Raw genomic sequence first — 25,718 nt, 5'->3', positions numbered from 1 at the left:
GTTTCACTTTATTTTGAATATACCCTTTCCCCTTGAAAACATAGTACGTATCGCTTATATTGTCATATAGTATTTATTTTTTAAACGAAGCAATGAACGAACCAGGGGGCGCAGTATGGCAATTAACATGAAAACAATCGAAGAATGGATTGTTGAATCAAATACAAGACATGAAGAAGACTTTGGACACGTTGTGGAAGAAATGAAAGAAGTATGTGTCGGACTTGATAACGCGACATTAATTTATACGAAAAATGTATTTTGTTTCGGTAAAAAAGTAGAAGTATTTTTCTTCTTCCAAGACCATGTCGTGATTGGACAAGAAAAAGACGAATATATTGAGATTGAAAAATTAAAGTATGATGACATTACAAATAGTAACTTAAAAACAAATGACAAAAATACTACGTTAGAATTAAAGTTTGCTAACGGACAATCTATCAATTTAGATAGTTTAAATGATAACTACGGTACGAAAAATTGGTTATTTGCAAGACAAATTAAGAGTATTTTTAAGTTAATCTAGTAAAAAAGCACGCCGATAGACGGCGTGCTTCTAACAATGCAAAGCCCCTTTTAACCAATTCCGCGCTCGATATGCCCCAACTGGAACTTGAATAAGAGATGTTTCATTCCCAGCATCTATTCCGTACAATTGATCACATGAATTTGTATCAAAACTAAGTAAAGGATGCCCGCCCATCCCCATCGCGGTCGCTGCAAAAACGAGTTTATGAACGAGTATACCTGCTTCCATTTGATGAATACGGTACCCTCTATAGCCTAATGCATTTGTATAATAATCTTTCTTTCCGACTACATGTAGGCAAAGTGGTACTTGAAAAAGGTTTACGTTATCCATCGTCATACTAGACTGAAGTGGGTAGCGAAGGTCTCCATATCGAATTGGTTGTATGGAATGTGTTTTACTGTTATAAGCGTAAGCCCCGTTTTTAATATTTTTCACGTTATAAAAACATCCGTATACGGAGACGCGTGTATTTTCATTTGTATACTTACCGTCAAGGTCGTTGTAATAGGGGAAGGAGAGACTCGCTTCTTGTAGTAAAGTAGCGAGCTCAGCTGCATCCCATTTCGTTAAAATAAAATCCGCATCAGGAGAATATCGTTTTTTACAAAGTTGTAGGAAATCATACGATAACCGTTCTACTTTTGGTAGCTGTACAGCGTACGGATTATGTTGATAGTGCTCTTCATGATGTAGTGTTTGGAAGTGTGCTGTTGATTCGATCATAGAAGCTTCATTTATTTTTGTTATCATCGGATATTCACCTACATGTTTTGAGCGAATGAAATGTTCATGTGCGAGCGGCGGAATTTGTTGCAACAACTCATGAGAAGTAACTGTTTTATTTTCACGGTAATCATTGTGAAACCAATTAGTTTCTGGCTCTGTACTTAAAGGAATAACGGCATACACACTTTCTTCACCTTCTGACAATCCGAGTAAATGGTTCAGTGCACGGTCTAGAAATTGAAAGTATACGCCGTTTGTATAACCGAATTGCTTTGCACATTCTAGCAATTGTCCAATGAGGACCCCGCTATCTAATCCTTGAAGTCGATATGAAAAGTTATTGTATTTAAAGAAGTTTTTCCAAAACATAGTGGATACGAATGCAGCACCGAAACAATCCTGTATGTTACAGCGATTACCGAGTGCGTCTGCTAAATAAGAATCGAAATTTCCTTCGCGAAGTAAAATAAGTCGGTGATGCGCGGCGTCATAATGGTAAATGCCGTCTGGATAATCGTCAATCTTTAAATAGATATACAATTCATTCGGGTATAAGGCACCGCCTGAAGGAATGGATCTACGTAATACATTTCTCTCGCTATTTAGCTGACATAATTGTGTTACACCAAATGAATACCAAAGGTAGTGACCAATCTCATTTAGAGTAGGTGTAGTAGAAGAGTTCGATAAAGATAACGGGATTTCTAAGGAGAGCGGGATGGTAGGTACATTTCGATATAATTTATAAGGAAGCGGTGCGTCTTTCCAGTCCACCTCATGATTTGGCATAATTTCATCGATAGAGAAATGGAGATGATGTAAAAAAGTATCTAGCTGCATGAAATCCCTCCTTTACTATGGAAACGGATGTGGATGTGGATTTAATCTTTCATTTGTTAAAGGTTCGTCTGTATATCCAAGTGTCATCGGTACGGTATATACCCGGTCCAGTCCTGTAACCCGAGTAAGATGGTGTCCGAACGTCATCGGTAACATACCTGGAATAATAACTTTTACACAGTGTAGTCCGTTCTTTTCTATAAGGGGAACGGTTTGATCTACAACGATTACTTCAAGGTCAGATTGATGCAAACGATTTAAAAGTTGGTGGAGATCGGATGTTAAATCCATATCAAATGATTGTGATACATTTATTTCTTGGAACGTTTGCACCGGTGCATCTTCTCGTAAAAGGAAGTGAAGACGTTCTTCCGTTTCTTTCAATCCGTACAGCATACTATGGTCTTCCATTTTATTAACGAAATAAGGATCTTGTAAGCACTTTTCGTAGTATTCTCTTTTGTGCTCGAGCTCATCGTCTGTTATTAGTAACATGCCTGCTATTTCTTGAATGGCGCTTTTTAAGGCTCGAATAGGATCTAAATGAGCGCCTCCCGCACAAACAACGTTCATTCCATTTTCACGCGTATTTTTTGCAATTACCCATAAGCTCGGGATGCCGTGTTCCATCGTCGCATTAAAAGCGTGTAATTCATACCCGGTAATCGTACGTAACCGCTGGATCATTAATTGTAATTCTGTATCATTTGCTGAACTCAGATCAAGGCGGGGAAGAGGTAATTCTGCATACCAAGTGAGTAAGAAGGCATCACGCTCTACAATTTCTAAAATACCGTGAAAAATCGCTTCTTCTAAACTACCGCCAATTGCACATCCATTTGATGTTTCATACACGAAAGCATCTCGATGACCGAGGCTATAATAAGCAATTGATTCAGGAACTAAAAGCGGTCTGTTTTGTGATAAAGAATATCCCCATACCCAGTTTTGCTCATAATCAGGATCAAACGGTTTAAATGGAAAATTATCACGATTGTAATGTTCATTTGTATGTACACCGAGCGAGAGGGGATTTAGTGCATGTTCCTCTAAATCATGAAAACTACCATGCACATTTGTCTTTTTCCCGCGAGGCGACATACCGCAATATCGTTCTAAACCTTCTAAAATAGCAGTTGCTTCACTCACTGCAAATGAATGGGTTCGGCCTGCAACACCTTCATTTCCAAACATCAATGGCATGTTTATAATGACGTCAGCGAATGGTAATACAGAATGCTGCATTTTGCCGTTCAACATACCGACCCGATAATCTAAATAGTCTCTCGTTAAAAATGTGTTTAATTCATGAATGGAACGGCAGCGATACGTTTCGGTGCTTACTTTTAAACTCGGTTGTAAAGAAACTTCCGCCGCATCCGCAGTATCATCAGGTAAATTACTACATACAGGACAGAGAGGATCTGGAAGAAAAGAATGCCGCGTACATTGTAATGTTTGTAAGTTTAGTAAAATAAGTTCATTTTCTAAAGAAGAATGGTTATGAGTTAATATTTTTTCTGTTTCTGCGCAAATAAGATGGCACATTTGTAACATTCCATTTTGGGTGGCACGTACATCACGCCTCGTTACATTATCTGCTTTAAAGGCATATTTCCGCTGTAGTTCCCACATTTCTTTTTGATCAAAGCCAGCGATAAAACGGCGTCCATCAGAACAATGGGAACATCCGGGCGTAAGAGGATGAATGTAAGGACCGATAATACCTTCGCCAAATGAAGTAAAACCACGTAACCACGGAATATGATTTGACCGAAAAATTAGCTCAGCGTCATGATGAATAGTAGAAGGAGATCCGTCATGTAATACGAGAGCGAGATGAATATTTTCAGGAAGTTCTTCTGTAAGGGTATGCTGACGAATGATGGAATATTGTTTGCATAATTGATCATGTACATAGTCTGCAAGAAGGCCATCCCCTATAAGTAATATATTTTGAGTCATAGACCGTCCTCCTTTGCAATTAATACCCCATACACACCGTCTAAGTTTTCTTTCAAAAATGGTTCGATTGCTAAATCAAACACGAAGGGATAAAAATTATGTTCTTCTAAATGCTGTAAGGCAAGCTGTAAAGATTGCACACTTGGAATTTCTTCTTCCGCTTGTATTTCCACTCTAAAAGAATCCGTGTCATATAAAATAATAGATGATTCAGGCAAGATATTAGCTCTGTAAGGAGTCTCTTCACTTTGAATGTGGAGCAGTGATAGTTGTAGTGCGCTTCGTAACGCTAACGTCATATTAATATTAGATGCACCGTACCATCTATCATTTATACCAATCCAAATGACTGGAAAACTGAGAATCTCTTCACTCATTGCAATTTTAGGTGTTTCATGAATTGTAGCAAGAGCATCGTAATAAAATCTACAATGTTTATCGTGAATATCAGTTAAATCAATCGTTGTAAGTTCTTCTAGCATATGTGACTGCCGCTCATACAGTTTATTGTTTAAATGTTGTTGTAGTGCCCGGTAAAATCCTTCTGTCATCGTTTCTCCAGCACCGATACCGATATCGTTATGTTCAGGAATAAGACGGTGAATGATTTCTGCTACATATGTTTCAATTCCTGTTAAACCGGCTTCTCGGCGTGCTTCATTATGAGTCAATCCACTGCAAGTCATAAGAGGCAGAAGGGGAGCTGGGCCATCTGATAGTGGAGTGGCTACTTGAATATAGCACTGTGATAACGGTAATTGATATGAATCTTGTTCATCCCATACATGGAATATACCGGCTTCTTTAGAAGTTAATGAGTCGAAAAAGCGGAATACATCAGTTGAAGTATGTTGGTTCGACCGATGCTCAAGTTTTTCAGAAAGATTTTCTATCGTATCAATTGTAAAACTTTCATCAGTTGCAAGAGGGTGTTTTATAAAAGGATGCCACGTTCCTTCAAGTGTTTCATAGTTTAATAAAAAGAATTGTGATTCTTTTTCACGATATGAATCATCCGCGACATGTTTAAACAATTCAAAAACGATTACATTTGCTAACATGGCAGATGTAATTTGTGAGAAGGAATCCGATGAATTTTCATTTTGCAAAGTCGTTTCATGTAGTCGATGCCATGCGGATTCCCAGCATTCATCACGGTTTTCCATTACGACAGGTCCAGCTATACCGAGTGTTGATAAACAAATAGCTGGTATAAAATTCTTTTTCGTTTCTCTACAAATAGTGTGAACTGTTTTTAAACCGTCAATGTCTCCGTTTTGAGAAACATATAAAATCCAATCAAAAGGTTCGAATACTTCATGCAAGGGACGGTCAATTGTAGTATCGATTTCTTGAAGGAGTACACTGTTATCAACTTCATATGCACGTTCTATTAGCTCATGTATTCTGTCATAGTTTGTTTCATCCCGATCTGTAACGAGGTAATAAAATGTAGGTAAACCAGATTCTAATAAAGAAGAAACTAAGGAAGTGAGCATATCCCCAGAACCAAGTACAAGGACATTTGCTCCGCGGTACGTTTCGAATTTTAAAGCACCTGAATGAGAATCGGCTTCTAAAAATTCAATTTGCGAAGCATATCTGTCGAGTAATGTACTGTTTAATTCATGAGGTGCATCTTGATTTGCATCACGAACGAAACCATTTTCATATAAAATCTCTCCAATTTCAAATACACGGTTTTGATAGGGGAGAGGGAGGCCATCGGTTATTTCGGCTAAAGAATAATTCCCGTTAAACATTGGTATTAATTTTTCAATCCAGTCATAAATTCCATCACCGTCCATACGAAATGAACTGGCGTTATTTCGAAAATAGACACCCCCGTTTGAATCGGGGAGGAAGAAAGTATCCTTATTTACTTTAAGTTTTGCATGAATTGGAAGGTTATTCATTTTAATCCTCCTTACGTTTAGGCATACATTATTACCTTATGTCATGAAATTTGTCCCGTATGAACACAATAAAAAAAGGCTGTAGAATGATTCATTCTACAGCCTTTAATAGATTTTTAATCTATCAACCTTCTAATAATAATGACTTTGGATCTTCAAGCATATCTTTAACAGCAACAAGGAAGCTAACTGCTTCTTTACCATCAACAATACGGTGATCGTAAGATAAAGCAATGTACATCATTGGGCGGTTTTCCATACGCTCGTTATCAATTGCAACTGGGCGTACTTGGATTTTATGCATTCCTAAAATACCAACTTGAGGGCTATTTAGGATCGGTGTTGACATTAGAGAACCGAATACACCACCGTTTGTAATTGTAAATGTACCACCTTGTAGTTCTTTTAATGAAAGTTTGTTATCGCGTGCTTTTTTACCTAATTCACGAATTTCGCTTTCGATTTCAGCGAAGTTTAATTGGTTAGCATCGCGTACAACTGGAACAACTAATCCATCTGGAGCTGCTACTGCAATACCGATATCATAGAATTTTTTAATGATAAGCTCGTCACCTTGAATTTCAGCATTTAATAATGGGAATTGTTTTAATGCTGCAACAACTGCTTTTGTGAAGAATGACATGAAGCCAAGACGTACATCATGTTTTTTCTCGAAAGCATCTTTGCGTTCTTTACGTAATTCCATGATCGCACTCATATCAACTTCGTTAAATGTTGTTAACATTGCAGATGTTTGTTGAACTTCTACAAGACGTTTTGCAATTGTTTGACGGCGGCGGGACATTTTCACGCGCTCAACTGGTTTTTCGAATTCCGTTTTTGCAACTGGAGCAGGAGCTGGACTCTTTGGAGCAGCTGGTGCTTCTTTTGGTGCTGCAGCATGAGCTTGTACATCATGTGGTCTCACGCGTCCAAGTGGATCTGTACTACGTACGTCGTTTAAGTCGATTCCTAATTCACGAGCCATCTTTCTAGCAGCTGGTGATGCGATAGGACGGTTTGTATTTGGTAACCCTTGTAGTGTTGCAGTTTGCTCAGCACTTGGTGCCGCAGCTTTCAGTGCTTCAGCTGTTTCTTGTTTTGGTTGCTCAGCCACTGGTGCAGGTGTACTTACTGCAACTGGTGCTCCATTAGCATCTAAAATTGCGATAGTTGCGCCAACTTCAACTGTATCCCCAGGTTCGCCTAGTAACTTCGATACAATACCTGAATCTTCTGCAATGATTTCTACATTGACTTTATCAGTTTCAAGCTCAACAACGCTGCCACCTTTCTCAACTTTGTCGCCTACGTTGATAAGCCATTGTGAAATAGTTCCTTCAGTAATAGATTCTGCAAGCTCAGGTACTTTAATTTCGATCATTTTAAATGTCCTCCCCTTATTTGCCTAACGGTGTGTTTTTTCTTCTTTTGTCTTCGGTAATCTCCATTTGTTAGCCTGGCCTTGGGCAGAATATCTGCCCAAGGAACAAGCTAGAAACCTTCATTGTTACTTTTTAGTTGCTGTAAACTTCAATTTCTTGTTTATCTTGACGGAAGTTATACTTCACATCTAAAGCATGTGCAACAATTAGTTCTTGCTCAGCTTTGTGAGCGAATGGATCGCCGCCAGATGGACTAGAGCGATCAGGACGTCCAATGTAGCCTGTTTTCACTTTATCTCCAGCAAGTTCGAACAGAATTGGAGCCATGTAATGCCATGCACCCATATTACGAGGTTCTTCTTGAACCCAAATGATTTCTTCTAAGTTTTTAAAGCGTTTAATAATAGATTGAACTTTCTCAGCAGGGAATGGGTACAATTGCTCAATACGAACGACATGAACTTCGTCTAAGTTGTACTCATGTTTACCAGACTCGATTTCTGCTGCTAAGTCAATCGCCATTTTACCTGTGCTTAAAACAAGACGTTTTACTTTATTTGGTTTCATGCCAAGGTTTTCTTGTTCTAAAGCAGGTTGGAAACGTCCTTCGCTTAACTGACTAGCAGTTGAAAGCGTAAGTGGGTGACGTAATAAACTCTTCGGCGTCATCAATACTAATGGTCGAACAGCTTCTGTTCCTAAGATAGATGCTTGACGACGCAGGATATGGAAGTATTGTGCCGCACTCGTTAAGTTTGCAACTGTCCAGTTATTCTCAGCAGCTAACTGTAAGAAACGCTCTGGACGTGCACTAGAGTGCTCTGGTCCTTGACCTTCATAACCGTGTGGTAATAGGAGAACTAAGCCAGATTTTTGACCCCATTTTGCTCTTCCAGCTGAAACATATTGATCAAATAATGCTTGCGCAGTATTTGAGAAGTCACCATATTGCGCTTCCCACATAACAAGAGTTTCTGGAGCGAATACGTTATAACCATATTCGTAACCAACAACAGCAGCCTCTGATAACGGACTGTTATGAACAGAGAACGATGCATTAATGTTTGGTAAGCGATGCAATGGTGAATATGTTTCGTTTGTATCAGTATCGTGTAATACGATATGACGGTGTGCGAATGTACCACGCTGTGAATCTTGACCAGTTAAACGAATTGGCGTACCTTCTTGTAAAATAGAAGCGAATGCTAACGATTCAGCAAGTGCCCATTCGATTTTACCATTTTCTTCAAGAGCATCTTTACGGCGCTCAAGAATTTTCTTAACTTTCGGATATACGTTAAATCCTTCCGGCCAAGATAGTAGACCTTCATTAATTGCACGAAGTGAGTCAATCTCAACACCAGTATCAATTGACTGAATACCTTTTGCAACAACATCTGGCACTTTAACGTGAATTGTTGCATCGCTCGTATCAGCTGGTGGTACTTGTGCATAGTCAGATTTTAATTGTTCTTGTGTAAACTGTGTAATTGTTTCAACCTCATCTGCATTTAGAACACCAGCAGCTTGTAATTGATCTGCATAAATTGCTCTTACAGTTGGATGGTTTTTAATTTTTTTGTACACTTGTGGTTGCGTAACTGCTGGATCATCCATTTCGTTATGACCGTAGCGGCGGTAACCAATTAAATCGATTAAGAAATCTTTTTTGAACAACATGCGATATTGAATTGCAAGGTTAGCAGCTGCAAGACAAGCTTCCGGATCATCAGCGTTCACGTGAACAATCGGAATATCGAAACCTTTTGCAAGGTCACTAGAATATTTCGTAGAACGAGAATCATAGCTATCAGTTGTAAAACCAACTGCATTGTTTGCGATAACATGAATCGTTCCACCTGTTTGATACGCGTTCAATCTGCTTAAGTTGAGTGTCTCAGATACAATACCTTGACCAGGGAATGCAGCATCACCATGAACTAAAATTACGAATGATTTTGAAGTATCTTGATCTGGAAGACCAGATTTTTTACGATTCTCTTGAGCAGCACGTGCGAAACCTTCTACTACAGGATTCACGAACTCAAGATGACTCGGGTTATTTGCTAATGTCACGCGAGTGCTAACTTCTTCGTTACTAACGACTTGTTCTCTACCTAGGTGGTATTTCACATCGCCAGTCCAGCCAGAATTAGCCACTGCGCCTTCTATTTTTGCATGTTTGAACTCAGCAAACATGTGGCTATATGGTTTTTCTAATACGTGAGCAAGTACGCTTAGGCGACCGCGGTGAGCCATACCAATCATGACATCCTCAACGCCGTTTTTAGCACCTTCTAGAACAATTTCATCTAAAACAGGTACAAGCATATCAACGCCCTCGATAGAGAAACGTTTTTGCCCAACGAATGTTTTATGCAAGAATTGCTCGAAACCTTCAACAGCTGTTAAACGTTTTAAAAGAGCAGTTCGTTTTTTATTTGATAGTGGTTGACGCAATGAATTTGATTCCACCATTTGATGCAACCACGCGCGTTCTTCACTATCTTGTATATGAGAAAATTCATAAGCTAAAGATTTTGTATAAACGTCTTTTAATCTATGAATTACATCAAGTGCAGTGTGAATACCTTCTGGTGCATCTTGCCATACTGTTTTCGCTGGAATCGCTTTCAAGTCAGCATCGCTCAGTTCGCTCATTGCTTTCTCAAGAAGAGATTGTCCATTTGCAGCATCTTCCATCGGGTTGATGTGAGCCAACGTGTGCCCGAAAGAACGAATCTGCTCAACTAGTTGAACGACTTTAAGAATTTTTTCAATGTTACCTGTGTTTTGAGGAGAAAAATGTGTTGCTGTGTTGTCCCCTGTTACGACATCATCTTGAAACGAAGGAGCTCCAAAAATTTCAAAAAGCTCTTGTAATTCCGGATCAACAGAACCTGCTCCAGTTACGTAAAGATCATACTGTTCAATAACATAACCAAGGTTCGGACCGTGGAACTTGGCCCAAGGGTTTGTCGTTGTATTCTTCCTCGTCATTTGTTTAAACCTCCCAATGCATATAATCCTTTTCCATACAAAGGTGCATTTTGCTCTTTTTCAATAAGTAATGAATCAATAATCAATGTAAATGTTTTCTTTACTCTTATGTTATTACAATAATTTACATAATACCAAACACTATTACTTATCTGTTTTGTAAAAAAACATTCACAATAACTTATCACCCAAGTTAATCTTTCATGTTATAAAGTAATTTTACAGAAAAATGGGGTGGATATATTTGGTATGCCTATACTAATAGCTATAATTGTTGCATTTAAATATAGGTATAATAGTTAGAATGTTTCGATAAAATCGGTTTGAATTATGTATATTGAAATAATAAGCGCTTTCATAGATATTATACAACAATATAACGGAATATAGTATAAAAAATAAAAAATTATGAATTTATCGTAAACTTTATTTAGATAGTGTTAAATATTGAAAGGAAAGTGAAGGATTTCTACAAAAAAAGTTGCTAAACATAAAAAATGCTCCATAAACAGTTAGTTTCTATAAATATGACGAAAAACACCGTAAAACAAATAACGTATTTCGTGAAATAAAGAAATAAATGAAATATTTTAAAAGGATAAAACAAATATGGAGATATTAAATTTTAAAAAAAGAAGTGAGGAGATATAGTAACAGTTATTTACAGTGTTCCGTGTTTCGCTTCAAAATAGACGTGCTGAAATTGAAAAAAGTTTCTTCTATATAAATAGCGTGAATAATAATCAAAATATATGTAAAGGGAACTTGACGTAAAGTTTCCTTTACATATATACTCGGTATATGGAAGGAGGGAGAAATTTCCTTGGAAAATAAAATGGTCGAATACCGAAAAAAATTTGGATTATCTCAAGAAAAGTTGGCTGAGAAACTTGGAGTTTCCAGACAAACCATTATCTCAATTGAAAAAGGGAAATACGATCCATCACTTCCGCTAGCATTTGAAATAGCGAAAACATTTCAGACAACGATAGAACATGTATTTATTTATGAAGGAAAAGAAGAGGGGGAATAGGGATGAATTATTCACAAAAGTACTTTGTAATTATGGGGATTATTTTTCTATTTATGAGTGGATTTATGATATTAACAGGTATAATGACGCATTCTGCACCGCCAGCCATAACGTATCCATTGCTTGGGATGATGATTATGAGTTTCTGTCTAAGCTACTTGCACCCGCAATTTAAAGAAAAAGATGAGCGAATGAAACTTATTCGTTATAAAGGAATGTTTGTAACCTTTTTTGCGTTAACGGCATATTATCTTCTTTTCTCTATCGGCTTAAACTTAAAAATACTTACACTATCTGCTACTGAATTATTAAATATACTTATGGCACTTACAATGAGTACAGTTTTTATCTCATTTGTTGTTTTATCAAAAAGATATTAAGATGGAAGAGAGAAAGGAAGATTAACATATGCAAATGATGTATGCTTTTGGCATTGGGCTTGTATTATTTTTAGCCGTATTCTTATTTATTCGTAAAGACGTTCAAGGCGGGACGTTAACGAAACGAGGATTTTATAAATTAATCGCCTGTTTAGTTGTTATGCTTATAGCGATTATTGTAATGATTGTTTTAATAAGTCAGTCACTATAGAATGTAAAAACGGAACCTTACTTCGGTAAGGTTTTTTTATATTATTCAACCTAAAAAATACCATTAAATCCATTTACTATAAATAACTTATATTATATAATCCAATGAAATGATAGATAAGGAGTGTAGTATATGAATAAAAAAACTATCTTCTATTTATTAACTTGTCTACTACTTGTAGCTAGTACTACTTATATAATATGTAACAAAAGAGAACAAGTGCCACCTATATTAGTATGGGACGAACAAGAATATTATGTTACGAATGAACCTGCCAAAGTAGAAGAAGTTGGGCGAAAACTTGGCGAAGTAACAAGGGAGATTAAAACAAGTAAAAAACCTACTAAAAATAGAGAATCTAATACATTACAAGAGAAAACAGAAGCATTCACAATGATTGAGAAAGAAAAAAGTGAATATCCGCCTTTAATCATAAAGGAAGCTTATAGTGATGAATATAGGGTAGTGAGGCCGATGTCGAAGCAGGTATTGTGATGAAAAGGAGAATCTTTTGTAGACAATAATTTAGTATTCGTGGTCGTTAAGAAAAATATTTGTCTTTTCCTCCTATCGGTGCCGTTTACATTTTGATGAATAGAGGAGCAATGCAAAAGAGAGATTTCATTTTATATTTATTATTTACTGCTATTAATATATCGCTTTGGTTATCGTTTATGATTTTTGATTGGAGTATGTGGATGGTAGTAGGGCATTATTTGTTTGGAGCAGTTGTTATTGTTTTTTCGAATATGAATAAGAGCTAAGCCAGCAACCTTAAAGTTGCTGGTTTTTATTTTGCTATTTATAATGAAGAAACAAATTTTTAATAGAGAGTAGTGGGCGTTATGAGATGGAAAGAGGGAACGTTTGAAAAAATAGACACGAATGACTCATCTGTTGAGCAACTTATAAACACGTTTAAGGAACAAAACTTAATTGGTGGAACAATAATAAGCTGTTTTAAAGTGCATAACGAAAATTTTTTTAAAGAAATACCACATTCGAAAGATGGACATGAGCACTTCTTTAGAAGAATCTTCAACTCTTTAGACATAATCAATAACTTAGAAGAGTTAAAAATACATACATCAGACAAATATAAGTTTCGTTTTAAAGAGCAGCTGGCAGTTATGCTTGATGGTAGCATTGCTGCGCAAATTTTGTGGGGCGGAGCATATGAAGGGTTTAAGGAACGACCAGTTATCGCAAAACAATTAGCAGTCAATGTATGTCAATATATGTTCCAAGATCGATACGAAGATATTAAAGTGTTCGAAAGCTATCGCCCTTGGACAGATTGGTTTTACGATGTTGCGTGGGATGTTACTTGGATGGTGTTAGATAGTAGGGAACAGAAAATGTGGTTCATTTGTGCTACGGATACAGATTGATAGAAGAGGGCCTTGTAGGAATGCTGCAAGGCCCTTTATCTTTTGGGAATTAATAGAAAACGAATCATATAAATGCTATACTAAAAAATGTTTGTAATGTCAGTTTCATAATATTGTATGATGCTGACTTACTAGAAAAGATAAGAGGAGAATGAGCGTGCAAAAGATAAAGAAATTATTGCTATTAATGATGGTAGTAGGATTAACAGCAGGTGTTTTAGCAGGGTGTGCAAATCCGAAAGATACTACAGAAGAATTTTTAACAGCGATACAAAAAGGTGATATAGAAAAAGCTCGTACATTTGTTGAGAGTGACAAGGAATTTAATAAACTAAATGAAAAAACAGATGATGCTGAGGCAAAAGCAATGATAAGTGCAATTACAAAGAACTTTAAATTTGAAAAGCTAGAAGAAGTATCGAAAAAGGATGACAAAGCAGAAGTGAAAGTGAAAATTACATCTGCTGATCTATCCGTTGCTGTAACAAAAGCAGTGGGAGAAGTTATGCCAATGGCCTTCGCTAGCGCATTTAGCGAAGACAGAGAACAATCTGAAAAAGCGATCGAAAAAACAATGACCTCAACTATCATCAAAAACTTAACGGATAAAGATGCAGCAATGGCAACTCGCGAAGTTACATTGAACTTAAAGAAAGACAAAGATGGCGACTATAAAATCGTTGCTGACGATAACTTGAAAGAAGTATTGTTTGCCAATGCAAAGTCTTTGGAGAAGATGTTTGGTGGGAAGTAATTGAATGAGATAAAAAAGAGACACTATATCACGTAGAAGGTTGATATGGTGTCTCTTTTTTATATGACCCCGGAGAGGCTCGAACTCACGACCTCCACCCTGTCAAGGTAGCGCTCTCCCTGCTGAGCTACGGGATCCCAACTATAAATGTTACCATCAGCAATGTATTTTCATTTCATTCGTGTAATCGGAGGATTTGTACAATTTGTTGAGTATTGTAACATTTGATGTATTCCTATAATAGTAACGAACTTTAATGGTGTAAAGATGTAATTTTCCGAATATTTATATTCTAATTTTTGTATAAAAAAATAAGCCCCGAAGAGCTTATTTTAATAATAATATCAACGCAATTATCAATGATATTTTCAAAAATACAATCATAAATAATGGAGCTTGTTCATAAGCTATCGTCCTGTAACTGTCATTCCTGCTGTGTAAATTGTATCAATAGAACCGTCAGCGCCTTTTATTTCGACTTTATAACGATATGTTCCATCCTCATAAATATCATCGCCATATCCTGTGAAAGTTGCAATTTCATCATTGCTTCCAGCTGGGACCCATTGATTTTGCCAACGGAAGTTGGTTTCAAATTCTCCCCATCTATCGCCATATTTCTTTTCAAGGCTGACATTGTAATGAATTTCTTCAGCTCGGTCATTTGTAATTCTTGCAATTACGCTGTTACCAAAAGTAACTTGTGTAGAGTGTACCTGAACTGTAACACCGTTCACCGTTTCACCAGGACCACAAATGTAATGACAACCATCCCATTCGTCAGCATGTGCTTTTGGTGTTTCAATGTTCATAACCGTTAAACCGCCTAAAGCTAAAGCTCCTGTTAATAATACTTTACTAAATGTTTTCACTTGAAATTCCCCCTAAGTATATTCTCAATTCGTTCCATAGATATCACATTAAGTAGTTTTATAACATTAATCTAATCGAACGCTTTTTTCCTCGAGTGTATTCGCTATGAATCTTTCATCTTGTAGTAATCTAACCTCTACATATAATTTCATAGTTTTGATTCCATATATGTATCATGATTTACATAGAGCAAATCTGTTAATACGTTTTGGTTATTTGCTTATCCCACTACTCTTTATTACCTTTTATTGGTAAAACGTTGATTTTATTATATACCATTATTATCTATTTACAAGAGAAAACAATACTGTATGCAAAAATGCATAATAAAAACACTACTTGTATTCTGAATTACAGAATACAAGTAGTGTTGGGTTTCAATTAATATTTAATTGGAACCCAATGCTAATTTTTTATGTTTAACAGTATACATATATCACTGATTTTTTAGTCATAATTGATAAAATTTGTTCAGGGGACGCTCTTCCTGTTGAGCTATGGGATCTTTAAAAGGGAAAGTATAAGCGATTATGAGAGTAATGTATGAAGGGATAATGATGAGAAGCGAATTTAGTAGAAAGTAGTCTTTGGATGTAGAGGTTATATTATTTCCGATACCAATCCAAAGGACCTTCATCACTCAAATCAACAAGAAAAGGGAACAAGAAGTGTAAAGGTAAGCTTATAAGTTCTGGCATAGCGTTCACTGTTTTCTTTGATAGATATTGCCTCCCAAAACAATACGGACAATCTTTTTCAAATGTCACGAGTATTGACCATACATCTTTTACTTTCCATTTCGTTTTACAATACGTACAATGCGCCATTGAGTTCCTCCTCAGTTTAAGGTGTTTTCTAATATATTCTACTTTATTGTACGAAAGTCATTTGAATTTGATGTGGTAAAATGCAAAACAAGCCTAACCTCTTTCTACATTCAGGAAGGGGTTAGGCTTGTTTTAATTCCGTTCAAAGTCTCTGTGTATCAGGCTGTTTATACATTGCCTAGATAGCTTCGTGTTAAATTCGGGAGAATAATTTTTCCATCTTTACTGTATTTTTCGAATAGCTCTGATAGGAGAAAAATAAAATTTTTATACTGTTCGTCATTTTCTTTCGGAGCATAAGATGCTGATAAATTCCTTCCCAAAAACCCTTCATAATCAAAAAGTAAATCATTTTGATATTCTTTAAAATCATACTTTCCATCTTTAAAAAAGTTGTTAAATACTTCTGGAGTTTCATCTATTCCACCGCTAAAGCCTTTAAAGTTTGGACAGGTTTTCTGGCAAATTTCTGCATTCTCTTTAATAAGTGGACTAGTTAAATCTCTACTATTCCAAACAAGTGCAACATTTGCTTTTTGTTTTAAAATTCGTTGGCATTCGATTTTGAAAGCCTCTTTATCAAACCAATGAAATGCTTGGGCAACCGTTACTAAATCTACACTATTTTCTTTTAAAGTGGTATTTTCAGCAGTTGCTTTTATGGATTGAAAACGAGAATATAGTTTTAACGATTGCTCAGCCATCTTTCTCATATCATCATTTGGCTCAACTCCAATAACATGTAAACCACTTTCAAGCAGCTGGTGGCTAAATATCCCCGTACCTGAACCAATATCAGCCACAATCCGATTCCCTTTCAGTTGGTTAGCTGAAAGCAAGTAATCAATATATTCATTAGGATAACTAGGGCGATATTTTGCATATATATCGGCCCTGTCAGTAAAATTTTCTGTTGTTTTCACAGTACTACCTTCTTTCTTACGATATGATGTACAGAAATAGAAATTAAATATGAATTCCGGCATCAGTCTCTAAGTCTACAACTTAAGAATCCAGCTAAATAGAGGGCCTCAGTTTCTTTATTCAAATATCCTTTATCCGTTTAGTATACTATTTTAGATAATATCTTCCAAAAGACTATAATGGCTTACTCAATTATGTTTTAAAGTGTATATTTTTATGGATTTATTTAATAATTTATGAGCGATTGTATGTCGTATTACGTTTACGTAGGTAAGAGATTTTCATTTTTGCTATTTAAATTGGCCAATATATCCTTTTTACAATTTACTGAAAATCATGTATAACAGAGATACATGATTATTTTATCTCGCTATTTGCGGGCAGTAAGATCCCTTACCTCGAAATTCAGCAAAAGTAAAGAAGTTAGGTTGGGGTCGGAATGCCCGTAAGAGTCCGATTCGTGAGGGTTGATGAAAGTTTCACTTTATAAATATTCAGAAGTAGAGGGAGAAAAGTTGTAATGGTAAGAAAAACGTTCAAGATGCGCGTGTCTAAAAATAGAACGATTTCGATTAATGGATCGATTCTTGATGTGGATGTTACACATGATGAATTTTTACAAGAGTTTGTTGAGTGGGTTGATTCTAAAGGTTGGTCGTTTATGGGAATAACAGATGAGATTACGCCCGAGGAAGCTAGTCAAAAGTTAATAGATTCGTTGATTGATGAGAAGGATAAGAAAGAGTAATTCCTTCTTATTTTTATTGTATATTTATGTTCTTTATCGTAAAAGTATGATATAGTAAAAAATAGTGAAATTTCTTCCAATATAATACAAATTACATATGATTGGTAGATTTATTATTTTGTTAAGGAGTAAATGGAAAAGGGAGAGTCATATGGTAAATTTTAAGGGAATTTTGGTTTTTATTACAGTTATTTGTTCGTTTTTTTTGACGCCCATAACATTGCGTGCTGAGACGAATATTGGAGTAAATCCAGAACAAGTTGCACCACCACCTGCGGAAGGACCGAATGTTTTTAGTCAGTTTGCAACGACAATTGATGCGAAAACAGGAGATGTTTTGTATGATAAAAACGCATATCACCGAGCATATCCTGCTAGTACGACGAAGGTGTTAACAGCGATTTTACTCATGGAGCATACAAAGCCAGAGGATCAATTTACATTTTCACAATTAGCATTAGATCAAGAGAAGAGTAATTATCAAATTGAGTTTCAACCTGGAGAGACAATTAATAGAAATACTGCGCTTATGATTTTAATGGTGCTGAGTGCGAATGATGTGTCGTATGCGATTGCGGAGCGGATTGGCGGGAGTGTTGAGAATTTCGCTAATATGATGAATGAGAAAGCGAAGCAATTAGGGGCGAAAGATAGCCACTTTGTAACACCGAATGGATTACATGATCCGAACCATTATACGACGCCGTATGATATGGCTATGATTACGAAGGGTGTGCAAAAGTATCCTGAAATTTTACAAGCGATGAATACGAAAAGAACGACAGTTACGACGTCTAGGCAGACGGTGTCTATTTTTAATAAATCTAATTTTTTTGAAAATCCATATAGCATTGGCGGTAAAACAGGGTTTACGAATGAAGCGCGTAATACACTTGTTTTATTAAATGAGAAAGATGGAAATCGTATTATAAGCGTAGTAATGGCTTCTCAAAGACCTGAAATTTATGAAGATTTGAAGCAGATGGCGGAATATTCTTTCGGTCAATTTACGAAGCAAATGGTGCTTGATAAACATAATTGGCATCAAAAAACAACATATTTAAATAAAGATGTTAATTCTGAGTTAGAACAAAGTGCAGAGCTTATGCTTAAGAAAGATGAAGGGAAAAATGTGAAAACTATTTTCCGGGCGGCTTCATTAGATAAAGAATCTTTATATCATAAAGGAATACATCGTGGTGAGGTAGTTGGTGCAGTTGATATTACGAAAAATAATCAAACAATTGCGACGGTAAATGTTCTTTCAACAGAAGATGTCACTTTTGCGATGCCTAAAAAAGATACAACTATGCCTGAAGTAAAAGACTCAAATATGAAAGTAATAAGTGTTGGGATAGGTGCGATTGTATTATTTGGAGCAATTTTATATGTAGTGTTGCGCCGAAATACAAAAGGAATGAAATCAGAAGGTAAATAAATTACTAATAAAAAGACTGTGTAAAATTTTGGCACAGTCTTTTTTATATATCTTAAATAACTAATAATTGTAAATTTTCTTATTGCAATAACTTAAAGTTCGTTATATCATTTACTTGTGTTCTTGTTAAAGAACACAATGGATATTGCATACTTCAAATAATATAAAACAACGGAGAGGGAGAGAGACGATGAAATTAATATGGAAGATAATTAGCAACGCGATCTCATTTGTTTTATTTGCATTGATGGTTTTTTTAGCTTTTGTAGTTATTTCTTCAAAAGCAAGCGGTGGTGATCCGACAGTGATGGGATATCAATTTAAGAGCGTTCTTTCAGGATCAATGGAGCCGACGTTTTTAACAGGATCAATCATTGCAATAGAACCAAACAAAGATGGTTCTAAATATCAAAAAGGTGATGTTATTACCTTTAAAGAGAAAGATCAAAAAATTATCACTCACCGTATTATCGGTGTGAAAGATACAAATGGAAAAGTAATGTATGAAACAAAAGGGGATAACAACAACGGACCAGATTTAGAGCCAGTACTTGCAGAAAATGTAGTTGGAAAGTATGCAGATATTACAGTTCCATATGTTGGTTATTTACTGAATTATGCGAATTCGAAAGCAGGAGCAGCATTACTTCTTATTATTCCAGGAGTCTTTTTGCTTGGTTATTCCGCTATTTCTATTTTTGGTGCTATTCGTAGCATTGACGGAGAAAAGAAAGATAAAAAAGTAGAACAATCCGTCTAGTTCGTTTGGTTATACTTTCCGTTTAGGAAGTTAACAAATATATATTAAGGGGATATGGACATGACTTTAAAGAAAAAATTAGGAATGGGTATTACATCAGCAGTATTAGGAGCAGCTTTAGTTGGTGGAGGAACATTTGCATTTTTCAGTGATAAAGAAGTGTCAAACAATACATTTGCGGCTGGAACACTGGATTTAGCATTAAATCCATCAACAGTTGTTAACGTATCGAATTTAAAGCCTGGGGATACAATTGAAAAAGAATTTAAACTAGAAAATAAAGGCTCTTTAGATATTAAAAAGGTTCTACTGAAAACAGATTATAATGTAGAAGATGTAAAGAAAGATAATAAAGATGATTTTGGTAAACATATTAAAGTAACATTCTTAAAAAATGTAGATAAGCATGAGACAATTGTGAAACAAACTACTTTAGATAAATTAAAAGGTGACACACTTACAGCTGTAGATAATGATTTATCGGCTTGGTTCTGGGATGAAAAAGGTATTTCAGCAGGTAAATCTGATAAATTCAAAGTGAAATTTGAGTTCGTTGATAATGGAAAAGATCAAAATCAATTCCAAGGCGATAAGTTACAATTAAATTGGACGTTTGATGCACAACAAACAGCAGGTGAAGAAAGATAATAATAAAAAGGGCTATCACATGGATAGCCCTTTTTCTATTTTTCTAGTATTTGTCTATCAATTTTAATAGTTCTTTACTATAATATAGATAATGTTCTGTATAAAGAACGTAATGTTCGATGGGAGAGATTAAGATGCTGAAAAGACCGCGTAATTTTAAAAAGATGCTTATATTACCGTGTATGTGTTCTATTACGTTTTATTTAGGATCTCAAATTATGACGCATACAGAAGCGGCGTTCATTCATGAAACGAAAGTAGAAGCGACGCTTTCTACAGCAATTATATTTCCGAAAACAGTTAATACGTTAAAAGAGCAATCTGAGAAACATAAACAGTTTATTGAGCGTGAGTATGGAACGATGAAGGGGAAATCGAAAGCAACTTCTATTGAAGAAATAAAACAGGCGATTTCTGTATGGCAACAAGGGCGTGAGAAAATTGTTGCTGAGAAGGAAGCTCTGCAAAATGTATATACTGAAATAGAAGCTCCTTACAATCAAATACAAGAAGAATTAAAGGTAAATAAAGATGAGTCGATGCAGCAAGTGTCCATATATGTAAATGAAGGCTTTCGCAGTATCAAAGAGAAGCGTGACTATATTGAGAAAGAAATTAGCTTGAAAGCTATTGATGAGCAAATTCAGGCTCTTCAGCAACAATTAAACGTTGCAATTGAAGCGGAAGGACAAAAGAAAGCAGAGGAACAGAAGAAAGTAGAAGAACAAAAGAAAGCCGAAGAACAAAAGAAAGTAGAAGAACAGAAGAAAGCCGAAGAACAGAAGAAAGTAGAAGAACAGAAGAAAGTAGAAGAACAGAAAAAAGTAGAAGAACAGAAAAAAGTAGAAGAGCAAAAGAAAGCGGAAGAACAGAAAAAGCTAGAAGAGCAGAAGAAAGCGGAGGAACTGCTTTAGTGAAACAGCTAGAAAACAAGAATGTGGTGTAAGAGAGTGTGAACGAATAAGCAAGACTAGTAATATTTATACGAGTGTGAGGGAACGTTAGCCCTCACCTCTTTGTTTTTCTTTTTTCTTATAGTATTAAATGATTTGAGTGTGAAAAAAGTTATAAATTATCATCATTTTTTCTGAAAAGTCTAAATAATATTGAGAAATAAAAATAACTGAAAATATTAATAAATATGTGTTGTGTTTATATAGGGTTGTTCGTTATAATGAACATAAGGTTTTTAAAAAAGAACACATATTAGCTAAGCTAATATAGTTTTCTTTACATCTCTTATTGAAAAATAAGTGATAAAAATATAAAAAAAAGCTAGGGGGAATTGATTGTGAGTCTGAAAAAGAAATTAGGTATGGGAGTTGCATCAGCAGCATTGGGGTTAGCTTTAATTGGTGGAGGAACATTTGCATTCTTTAGCGATAAAGAAGTATCAAACAATACATTTGCAGCTGGGACGTTAGACCTTACATTAAACCCTAAGACGCTTGTAGATATTAAAGATTTAAAACCAGGGGATTCTGTTAAGAAAGAGTTCTTATTACAAAACAGCGGTTCGTTAACTATTAAAGATGTTAAATTAGCAACAAAGTATACTGTTAAAGATGCAAAAGGTGATAATGCTGGTGAAGACTTTGGTAAGCACGTTAAAGTAAAATTCCTTTGGAACTGGGATAAACAAAGTGAGCCTGTATACGAAACAACTTTAGCAGACTTACAAAAAGTTGATCCAGATCTTTTAGCTAAAGACATCTTTGCTCCTGAGTGGGGAGAAAAGGGTGGATTAGCAGCTGGTACAGAGGATTATCTATGGGTACAATTTGAATTTGTAGATAATGGAAAAGATCAAAATATCTTCCAAGGTGATACATTGAATTTAGAATGGACATTCAATGCTAACCAAGAAGCTGGGGAAGAAAAATAATAAAAAAGCGGGTATCCCCCGCTTTTTTTATAAAGAAAAAGAAGTGCTACTTGTAAGCACTTCTTTCTATTTATTATTTTGCTTCCACTTTGTAAATTCAAGAAATTCACGAAATTGTTCTTTGGAGACACCAGAGTTCATTGCATCTTTAACGAGTTGTGTCCATTCGGAGTCTAGGTTAGTTTCCTTTGTTGTTTCATCATGAAGTAAAGTATCAACTGGAATTTGTAGAACTGCTGCGATCTTTTCAAGAAACTGAATGGAAGGGTTTTTTTGTAAATTTCGTTCTATAGAACTAATGTAAGATTTAGCAACGCCAGCTTTTTCGGCAAGTTCAGTTAATGAAATCCCTTTTTGTAAACGAAGGCGTTTTATACGTTCTCCAATCATATTTGCGCACCTTTCTATCAATATGTAGTTGTCTTATGATGTCATTATTATAACATAAACTTCGTTAAAAAGAACAAACCTATTGAGCCTGACTGGATGGCTTCATACGTTGGAAAAATTGCTCGATGTCTTGCATGGCGATACCAGCATCTAGAGCTTCAAGTATTAAATCAATCCATTCTTGATCCAGTGCGTCTGTCTTATCTTTGTACAAATGTAATTCCTCCCTAATTATCGGTCATAATTGCTGCTACAGAATACATGATAATGCAATTGGATTTTGTGTTTTATATAGTGAATTATCAAATATTGTGTAGATGAAACAAAGATAAAATCCCCATTAAACTCCCTCTATGGAAATTATAAATTGTTCGATAAAAACTTTCAATATTTTCAGAAAACATTGTTGAATTGTGATATATTCGTATGCTAACTATGAAATTTTTACAAATATATTAAAAATATTACATAATATGACTAAATATTGAAAAAATATTGAATTTTTAATAAAATTCAATTTGTAATACATATTATTTATTAGGGGAGGAAATAAGGGATGAACAAGAAACCGTTCAAAGTTTTGTCATCAATCGCTTTAACAGCTGTATTAGGCCTTTCATTCGGGGCTGGCACTCAATCTGCATATGCTGAAACGCCTGCGAATAAAACGGCTACGAGCCCAGTTGATGATCACTTAATTCCGGAAGAACGTTTAGCAGATGCGCTAAAAAAACGTGGGGTAATTGATTCGTCAGCTTCAGAGAAAGAAACAAAGAAAGCTGTCGAAAAGTATGTAGAGAACAAAAAGGGTGAAAATCCTGGGAAAGAAGTACCGAATGGGGATCAACTTACGAAAGAAGCATCTGATTTTTTAAAGAAAGTGAAAGATGCGAAAGCAGACACGAAAGAAAAATTAGATAACCCTGCAACAGGAACACCTGCAGCGACAGGCCCAGTTAAAGGCGGTCTAAATGGTAAAGTACCAACTTCTCCAGCGAAACAAAAAGACTATAACGGTGAAGTTCGTAAAGATAAAGTACTCGTTTTACTTGTAGAGTACGCTGACTTTAAACATAATAATATCGACAAAGAGCCTGGATATATGTATTCTAACGATTTTAATAAAGAACATTATGAAAAAATGTTATTCGGCAACGAGCCGTTTACATTAGATGATGGAAGTAAAATTGAAACGTTTAAACAATATTACGAAGAGCAATCTGGTGGTAGTTACACAGTGGACGGAACAGTTACAAAATGGTTAACAGTTCCTGGTAAAGCTGCTGATTACGGTGCAGATGCTGCTAGCGGCGGTCATGATAATAAAGGACCAAAAGGCCCACGTGATTTAGTAAAAGATGCATTAAAAGCAGCTGTAGATAGCGGTCTTGATCTATCAGAGTTTGATCAATTTGATCAATATGATGTAAATGGTGATGGAAATAAAAATCAACCGGATGGTTTAATTGATCACTTAATGATTATTCATGCAGGTGTTGGACAAGAAGCAGGTGGGGGTAAATTAGGTGATGATGCAATTTGGTCACATCGCTGGACAGTTGGACCAAAACCATTCGCAATTGAAGGTACACAAGCGAAAGTTCCATATTGGGGTGGAAAGATGGCAGCGTTCGACTACACAATTGAACCAGAAGATGGAGCAGTTGGTGTATTCGCGCATGAATATGGTCATGATTTAGGTTTACCAGATGAGTATGATACACAATATAGCGGTGCTGGTGAGCCAATTCAAGCTTGGTCTATCATGAGTGGCGGAAGCTGGGCTGGTAAAATTGCAGGTACAACACCAACGAGCTTATCACCACAAAATAAAGAGTTTTTCCAAAAAACAATCGGTGGTAACTGGGCAAATATCGTAGAAGTAGATTACGAGAAATTAAATAAAGGTATCGGCCTAGCAACATATTTAGACCAAAGTGTTACGAAATCTAACCGTCCAGGTATGATTCGTGTTAACTTACCAGACAAAGATATAAAAACAATTGAACCGGCATTCGGAAAACAGTATTACTACAGCACAAAAGGTGATGATCTTCATACGAAGATGGAAACACCACTGTTCGATTTAACAAATGCAACGACTGCAAAATTTGACTTCAAATCATTATATGAAATTGAAGCAGAGTATGATTTCCTTGAAGTACACGCTGTAACGGAAGATGGTCAACAAACGTTAATTGAAAGACTTGGTGAGAAAGCAAATAGTGGAAATGCAGATTCGACAAATGGAAAATGGATTGACAAATCATATGATTTAAGCCAGTTCAAAGGTAAGAAAGTAAAATTAACATTTGATTACATTACTGATGGTGGTTTAGCATTAAATGGTTTCTTACTTGATAATGCTTCATTAACAGTAGATGATAAAGTAGTATTCTCTGATGACGCAGAAGGTACGCCACAATTCAAATTAGATGGTTTTGCTGTTTCTAACGGAACAGAGAAGAAAAGCCATAACTACTATGTTGAGTGGAGAAACTATGCTGGTTCAGATAACGCGTTAAAATTTGCACGTGGTCCAGTATATAACGCTGGTATGGTCGTATGGTATGCAGATTCAGCTTATACAGATAACTGGGTTGGTGTACATCCAGGGCACGGTTTCCTAGGTGTAGTTGATTCTCATCCAGAAGCAATTGTAGGAACTTTAAATGGTAAACCGACAGTGGAAAGTAGTACACGATTCCAAATCGCAGATGCGGCGTTCTCATTTGATAAAACGCCAGCTTGGAAAGTCGTATCTCCAACGCGTGGAACGTATACGTATGATGGTTTAGCAGGTGTACCGAAGTTTGATGATTCTAAAACGTATATTAATCAACAGATTCCAGATGCAGGACGTATTTTACCGAAGCTTGGTCTGAAGTTTGAAGTAGTAGGACAAGCTGATGATAATTCTGCAGGTGCTGTTCGTTTATATCGTTAATACTGTAAAACTACCGAGAGATTTTCTTTCGGTAGTTTTTTTGTGAGCAATGAATTTTATATAGCTGAAAAAGTCATATATAATGTAACCTTAAGAATAGAAATTTGTTATATATGAAGTCTATATAAATAATGAAAGAATTGGA

The 25,718-nt window shown here is 35.8% G+C and carries 24 protein-coding genes, 1 tRNA gene and 1 pseudogene; 15 read left to right on the top strand and 11 right to left on the bottom strand.

Translation table 11 applies throughout. The annotated features are described in order from the left end of the window. Positions 1 to 115: 115 nt before the first annotated feature. The gene (locus HMAS_RS17860) at positions 116 to 526 is read left to right on the top strand and encodes a DUF3908 family protein (RefSeq protein ID WP_000996808.1); all 411 of its coding nucleotides are present in this window, start codon (positions 116 to 118) and stop codon (positions 524 to 526) included. A 30-nt stretch (positions 527 to 556) separates the two neighbouring features. On the opposite strand, the gene HMAS_RS17855 is transcribed toward HMAS_RS17860, so the two are convergent. The 5 genes from HMAS_RS17855 to odhA form a co-directional block, all read right to left on the bottom strand. Beyond that, the gene (locus tag HMAS_RS17855) at positions 557 to 2,098 is read right to left on the bottom strand and encodes a SagB family peptide dehydrogenase (RefSeq protein ID WP_044307146.1); all 1,542 of its coding nucleotides are present in this window, start codon (positions 2,096 to 2,098) and stop codon (positions 557 to 559) included. Between the two features lie 15 nt (positions 2,099 to 2,113). Continuing rightward, entirely contained in the window at positions 2,114 to 4,063 is a 1,950-nt protein-coding gene (locus tag HMAS_RS17850) for a TOMM precursor leader peptide-binding protein (protein WP_044307145.1), read from the bottom strand. Next, a complete protein-coding gene (locus HMAS_RS17845) occupies positions 4,060 to 5,979 on the bottom strand; it encodes a putative thiazole-containing bacteriocin maturation protein (RefSeq protein ID WP_044307144.1) in 1,920 nt (639 codons plus the stop codon). The genes HMAS_RS17850 and HMAS_RS17845 overlap by 4 nt, the downstream gene beginning before the upstream one ends. Positions 5,980 to 6,103: 124 nt before the next feature. Further along, a complete protein-coding gene (gene odhB / locus HMAS_RS17840) occupies positions 6,104 to 7,363 on the bottom strand; it encodes a 2-oxoglutarate dehydrogenase complex dihydrolipoyllysine-residue succinyltransferase (RefSeq protein ID WP_116344946.1) in 1,260 nt (419 codons plus the stop codon). 133 nt (positions 7,364 to 7,496) lie between these two features. After that, positions 7,497 to 10,364, bottom strand: coding sequence for a 2-oxoglutarate dehydrogenase E1 component (odhA, locus tag HMAS_RS17835; protein ID WP_000197161.1), 2,868 nt, complete (start codon positions 10,362 to 10,364; stop codon positions 7,497 to 7,499). Positions 10,365 to 11,187: 823 nt separating this feature from the next. On the opposite strand from odhA, the gene HMAS_RS17830 reads away from it, so the two are divergent. The 7 genes and pseudogenes from HMAS_RS17830 to HMAS_RS17800 all read left to right on the top strand — a co-directional run bounded on the left by HMAS_RS17830 (position 11,188) and on the right by HMAS_RS17800 (position 14,133). After that, positions 11,188 to 11,397 carry a helix-turn-helix transcriptional regulator gene (locus tag HMAS_RS17830; protein WP_000428506.1) on the top strand — a complete coding sequence of 70 codons (210 nt, stop codon included), beginning with the start codon at positions 11,188 to 11,190 and terminating at the stop codon, positions 11,395 to 11,397. A 2-nt stretch (positions 11,398 to 11,399) separates the two neighbouring features. Beyond that, positions 11,400 to 11,777: a hypothetical protein gene (locus tag HMAS_RS17825; RefSeq protein WP_001109902.1), complete on the top strand. Its 378-nt coding sequence runs from the start codon at positions 11,400 to 11,402 to the stop codon at positions 11,775 to 11,777. Positions 11,778 to 11,805: 28 nt separating this feature from the next. Further along, positions 11,806 to 11,988 (top strand): DUF3976 domain-containing protein, encoded by a 183-nt coding sequence (locus HMAS_RS17820; RefSeq protein WP_001178291.1) that lies wholly within the window; start codon positions 11,806 to 11,808, stop codon positions 11,986 to 11,988. Positions 11,989 to 12,120: 132 nt separating this feature from the next. Further along, complete coding sequence (locus tag HMAS_RS17815) at positions 12,121 to 12,483, top strand: hypothetical protein (protein ID WP_044307143.1); 363 nt, start codon at positions 12,121 to 12,123, stop codon at positions 12,481 to 12,483. A gap of 55 nt (positions 12,484 to 12,538) precedes the next feature. Beyond that, positions 12,539 to 12,752, top strand: a pseudogene (locus tag HMAS_RS17810) (hypothetical protein). Positions 12,753 to 12,833: 81 nt separating this feature from the next. After that, complete coding sequence (locus HMAS_RS17805) at positions 12,834 to 13,379, top strand: hypothetical protein (protein WP_001267333.1); 546 nt, start codon at positions 12,834 to 12,836, stop codon at positions 13,377 to 13,379. A 157-nt stretch (positions 13,380 to 13,536) separates the two neighbouring features. Continuing rightward, positions 13,537 to 14,133, top strand: a complete 597-nt coding sequence (locus tag HMAS_RS17800) for a hypothetical protein (RefSeq protein WP_044307142.1) — start codon at positions 13,537 to 13,539, stop codon at positions 14,131 to 14,133. A 64-nt stretch (positions 14,134 to 14,197) separates the two neighbouring features. Here HMAS_RS17800 and HMAS_RS17795 read toward each other — a convergent pair. The 4 genes from HMAS_RS17795 to HMAS_RS17780 form a co-directional block, all read right to left on the bottom strand. After that, positions 14,198 to 14,270 (bottom strand) — tRNA-Val (locus HMAS_RS17795). Between the two features lie 270 nt (positions 14,271 to 14,540). Then, a complete protein-coding gene (locus HMAS_RS17790; protein ID WP_000847516.1) occupies positions 14,541 to 15,005 on the bottom strand; it encodes a hypothetical protein in 465 nt (154 codons plus the stop codon). A gap of 606 nt (positions 15,006 to 15,611) precedes the next feature. Beyond that, entirely contained in the window at positions 15,612 to 15,833 is a 222-nt protein-coding gene (locus HMAS_RS17785) for a hypothetical protein (RefSeq protein ID WP_000929654.1), read from the bottom strand. A gap of 167 nt (positions 15,834 to 16,000) precedes the next feature. Beyond that, positions 16,001 to 16,756: a class I SAM-dependent methyltransferase gene (locus HMAS_RS17780; protein ID WP_000858661.1), complete on the bottom strand. Its 756-nt coding sequence runs from the start codon at positions 16,754 to 16,756 to the stop codon at positions 16,001 to 16,003. Positions 16,757 to 17,277: 521 nt separating this feature from the next. On the opposite strand from HMAS_RS17780, the gene HMAS_RS17775 reads away from it, so the two are divergent. From HMAS_RS17775 to calY, 6 genes are all read left to right on the top strand, one after another. Further along, positions 17,278 to 17,505 (top strand): hypothetical protein, encoded by a 228-nt coding sequence (locus HMAS_RS17775; protein WP_000251856.1) that lies wholly within the window; start codon positions 17,278 to 17,280, stop codon positions 17,503 to 17,505. Positions 17,506 to 17,656: 151 nt separating this feature from the next. Further along, positions 17,657 to 18,943: a D-alanyl-D-alanine carboxypeptidase family protein gene (locus HMAS_RS17770; RefSeq protein WP_071732549.1), complete on the top strand. Its 1,287-nt coding sequence runs from the start codon at positions 17,657 to 17,659 to the stop codon at positions 18,941 to 18,943. 190 nt (positions 18,944 to 19,133) lie between these two features. Then, positions 19,134 to 19,703 (top strand): signal peptidase I SipW, encoded by a 570-nt coding sequence (gene sipW / locus HMAS_RS17765; RefSeq protein WP_000767792.1) that lies wholly within the window; start codon positions 19,134 to 19,136, stop codon positions 19,701 to 19,703. Between the two features lie 60 nt (positions 19,704 to 19,763). After that, entirely contained in the window at positions 19,764 to 20,351 is a 588-nt protein-coding gene (locus HMAS_RS17760; RefSeq protein WP_000172852.1) for a CalY family protein, read from the top strand. Positions 20,352 to 20,485: 134 nt separating this feature from the next. Further along, positions 20,486 to 21,265, top strand: a complete 780-nt coding sequence (locus tag HMAS_RS17755) for a DUF4047 domain-containing protein (RefSeq protein WP_116344945.1) — start codon at positions 20,486 to 20,488, stop codon at positions 21,263 to 21,265. Positions 21,266 to 21,642: 377 nt separating this feature from the next. Continuing rightward, on the top strand, positions 21,643 to 22,236 hold the full coding sequence (gene calY, locus HMAS_RS17750) for a biofilm matrix protein CalY (RefSeq protein ID WP_000053714.1): 594 nt from the start codon (positions 21,643 to 21,645) through the stop codon (positions 22,234 to 22,236). Positions 22,237 to 22,302: 66 nt separating this feature from the next. Here calY and HMAS_RS17745 read toward each other — a convergent pair whose 3' ends face one another. Next, positions 22,303 to 22,626: a helix-turn-helix domain-containing protein gene (locus tag HMAS_RS17745; protein ID WP_000578884.1), complete on the bottom strand. Its 324-nt coding sequence runs from the start codon at positions 22,624 to 22,626 to the stop codon at positions 22,303 to 22,305. 79 nt (positions 22,627 to 22,705) lie between these two features. After that, positions 22,706 to 22,840 carry an anti-repressor SinI family protein gene (locus HMAS_RS17740; protein ID WP_000276219.1) on the bottom strand — a complete coding sequence of 45 codons (135 nt, stop codon included), beginning with the start codon at positions 22,838 to 22,840 and terminating at the stop codon, positions 22,706 to 22,708. A gap of 342 nt (positions 22,841 to 23,182) precedes the next feature. On the opposite strand from HMAS_RS17740, the gene inhA1 reads away from it, so the two are divergent. After that, a complete protein-coding gene (gene inhA1, locus HMAS_RS17735; RefSeq protein WP_001035937.1) occupies positions 23,183 to 25,573 on the top strand; it encodes a M6 family metalloprotease immune inhibitor InhA1 in 2,391 nt (796 codons plus the stop codon). The last annotated feature ends 145 nt before the right edge of the window (positions 25,574 to 25,718 follow it).

The organism is Bacillus sp. HMA207, from assembly GCF_003402455.1.
Lineage (GTDB): Bacteria > Bacillota > Bacilli > Bacillales > Bacillaceae_G > Bacillus_A > Bacillus_A cereus.
Note: the sequence above shows the minus strand (reverse complement) of the source record. Positions and strands in the feature narration are given on the sequence as shown.

Bases quoted from the DNA above. Each gene is read 5' to 3' on its own strand.
- HMAS_RS17860 (WP_000996808.1), top strand. From the start codon at position 116: ATGGCAATTAACATGAAAACAATCGAAGAATGGATTGTTGAATCAAAT.
- HMAS_RS17855 (WP_044307146.1), bottom strand. From the start codon at position 2,098: ATGCAGCTAGATACTTTTTTACATCATCTCCATTTCTCTATCGATGAA.
- HMAS_RS17850 (WP_044307145.1), bottom strand. From the start codon at position 4,063: ATGACTCAAAATATATTACTTATAGGGGATGGCCTTCTTGCAGACTAT.
- HMAS_RS17845 (WP_044307144.1), bottom strand. From the start codon at position 5,979: ATGAATAACCTTCCAATTCATGCAAAACTTAAAGTAAATAAGGATACT.
- odhB (WP_116344946.1), bottom strand. From the start codon at position 7,363: ATGATCGAAATTAAAGTACCTGAGCTTGCAGAATCTATTACTGAAGGA.
- odhA (WP_000197161.1), bottom strand. From the start codon at position 10,364: ATGACGAGGAAGAATACAACGACAAACCCTTGGGCCAAGTTCCACGGT.
- HMAS_RS17825 (WP_001109902.1), top strand. From the start codon at position 11,400: ATGAATTATTCACAAAAGTACTTTGTAATTATGGGGATTATTTTTCTA.
- HMAS_RS17820 (WP_001178291.1), top strand. From the start codon at position 11,806: ATGCAAATGATGTATGCTTTTGGCATTGGGCTTGTATTATTTTTAGCC.
- HMAS_RS17815 (WP_044307143.1), top strand. From the start codon at position 12,121: ATGAATAAAAAAACTATCTTCTATTTATTAACTTGTCTACTACTTGTA.
- HMAS_RS17805 (WP_001267333.1), top strand. From the start codon at position 12,834: ATGAGATGGAAAGAGGGAACGTTTGAAAAAATAGACACGAATGACTCA.
- HMAS_RS17785 (WP_000929654.1), bottom strand. From the start codon at position 15,833: ATGGCGCATTGTACGTATTGTAAAACGAAATGGAAAGTAAAAGATGTA.
- HMAS_RS17775 (WP_000251856.1), top strand. From the start codon at position 17,278: ATGGTAAGAAAAACGTTCAAGATGCGCGTGTCTAAAAATAGAACGATT.
- HMAS_RS17770 (WP_071732549.1), top strand. From the start codon at position 17,657: ATGGTAAATTTTAAGGGAATTTTGGTTTTTATTACAGTTATTTGTTCG.
- sipW (WP_000767792.1), top strand. From the start codon at position 19,134: ATGAAATTAATATGGAAGATAATTAGCAACGCGATCTCATTTGTTTTA.
- HMAS_RS17760 (WP_000172852.1), top strand. From the start codon at position 19,764: ATGACTTTAAAGAAAAAATTAGGAATGGGTATTACATCAGCAGTATTA.
- HMAS_RS17755 (WP_116344945.1), top strand. From the start codon at position 20,486: ATGCTGAAAAGACCGCGTAATTTTAAAAAGATGCTTATATTACCGTGT.
- HMAS_RS17745 (WP_000578884.1), bottom strand. From the start codon at position 22,626: ATGATTGGAGAACGTATAAAACGCCTTCGTTTACAAAAAGGGATTTCA.
- inhA1 (WP_001035937.1), top strand. From the start codon at position 23,183: ATGAACAAGAAACCGTTCAAAGTTTTGTCATCAATCGCTTTAACAGCT.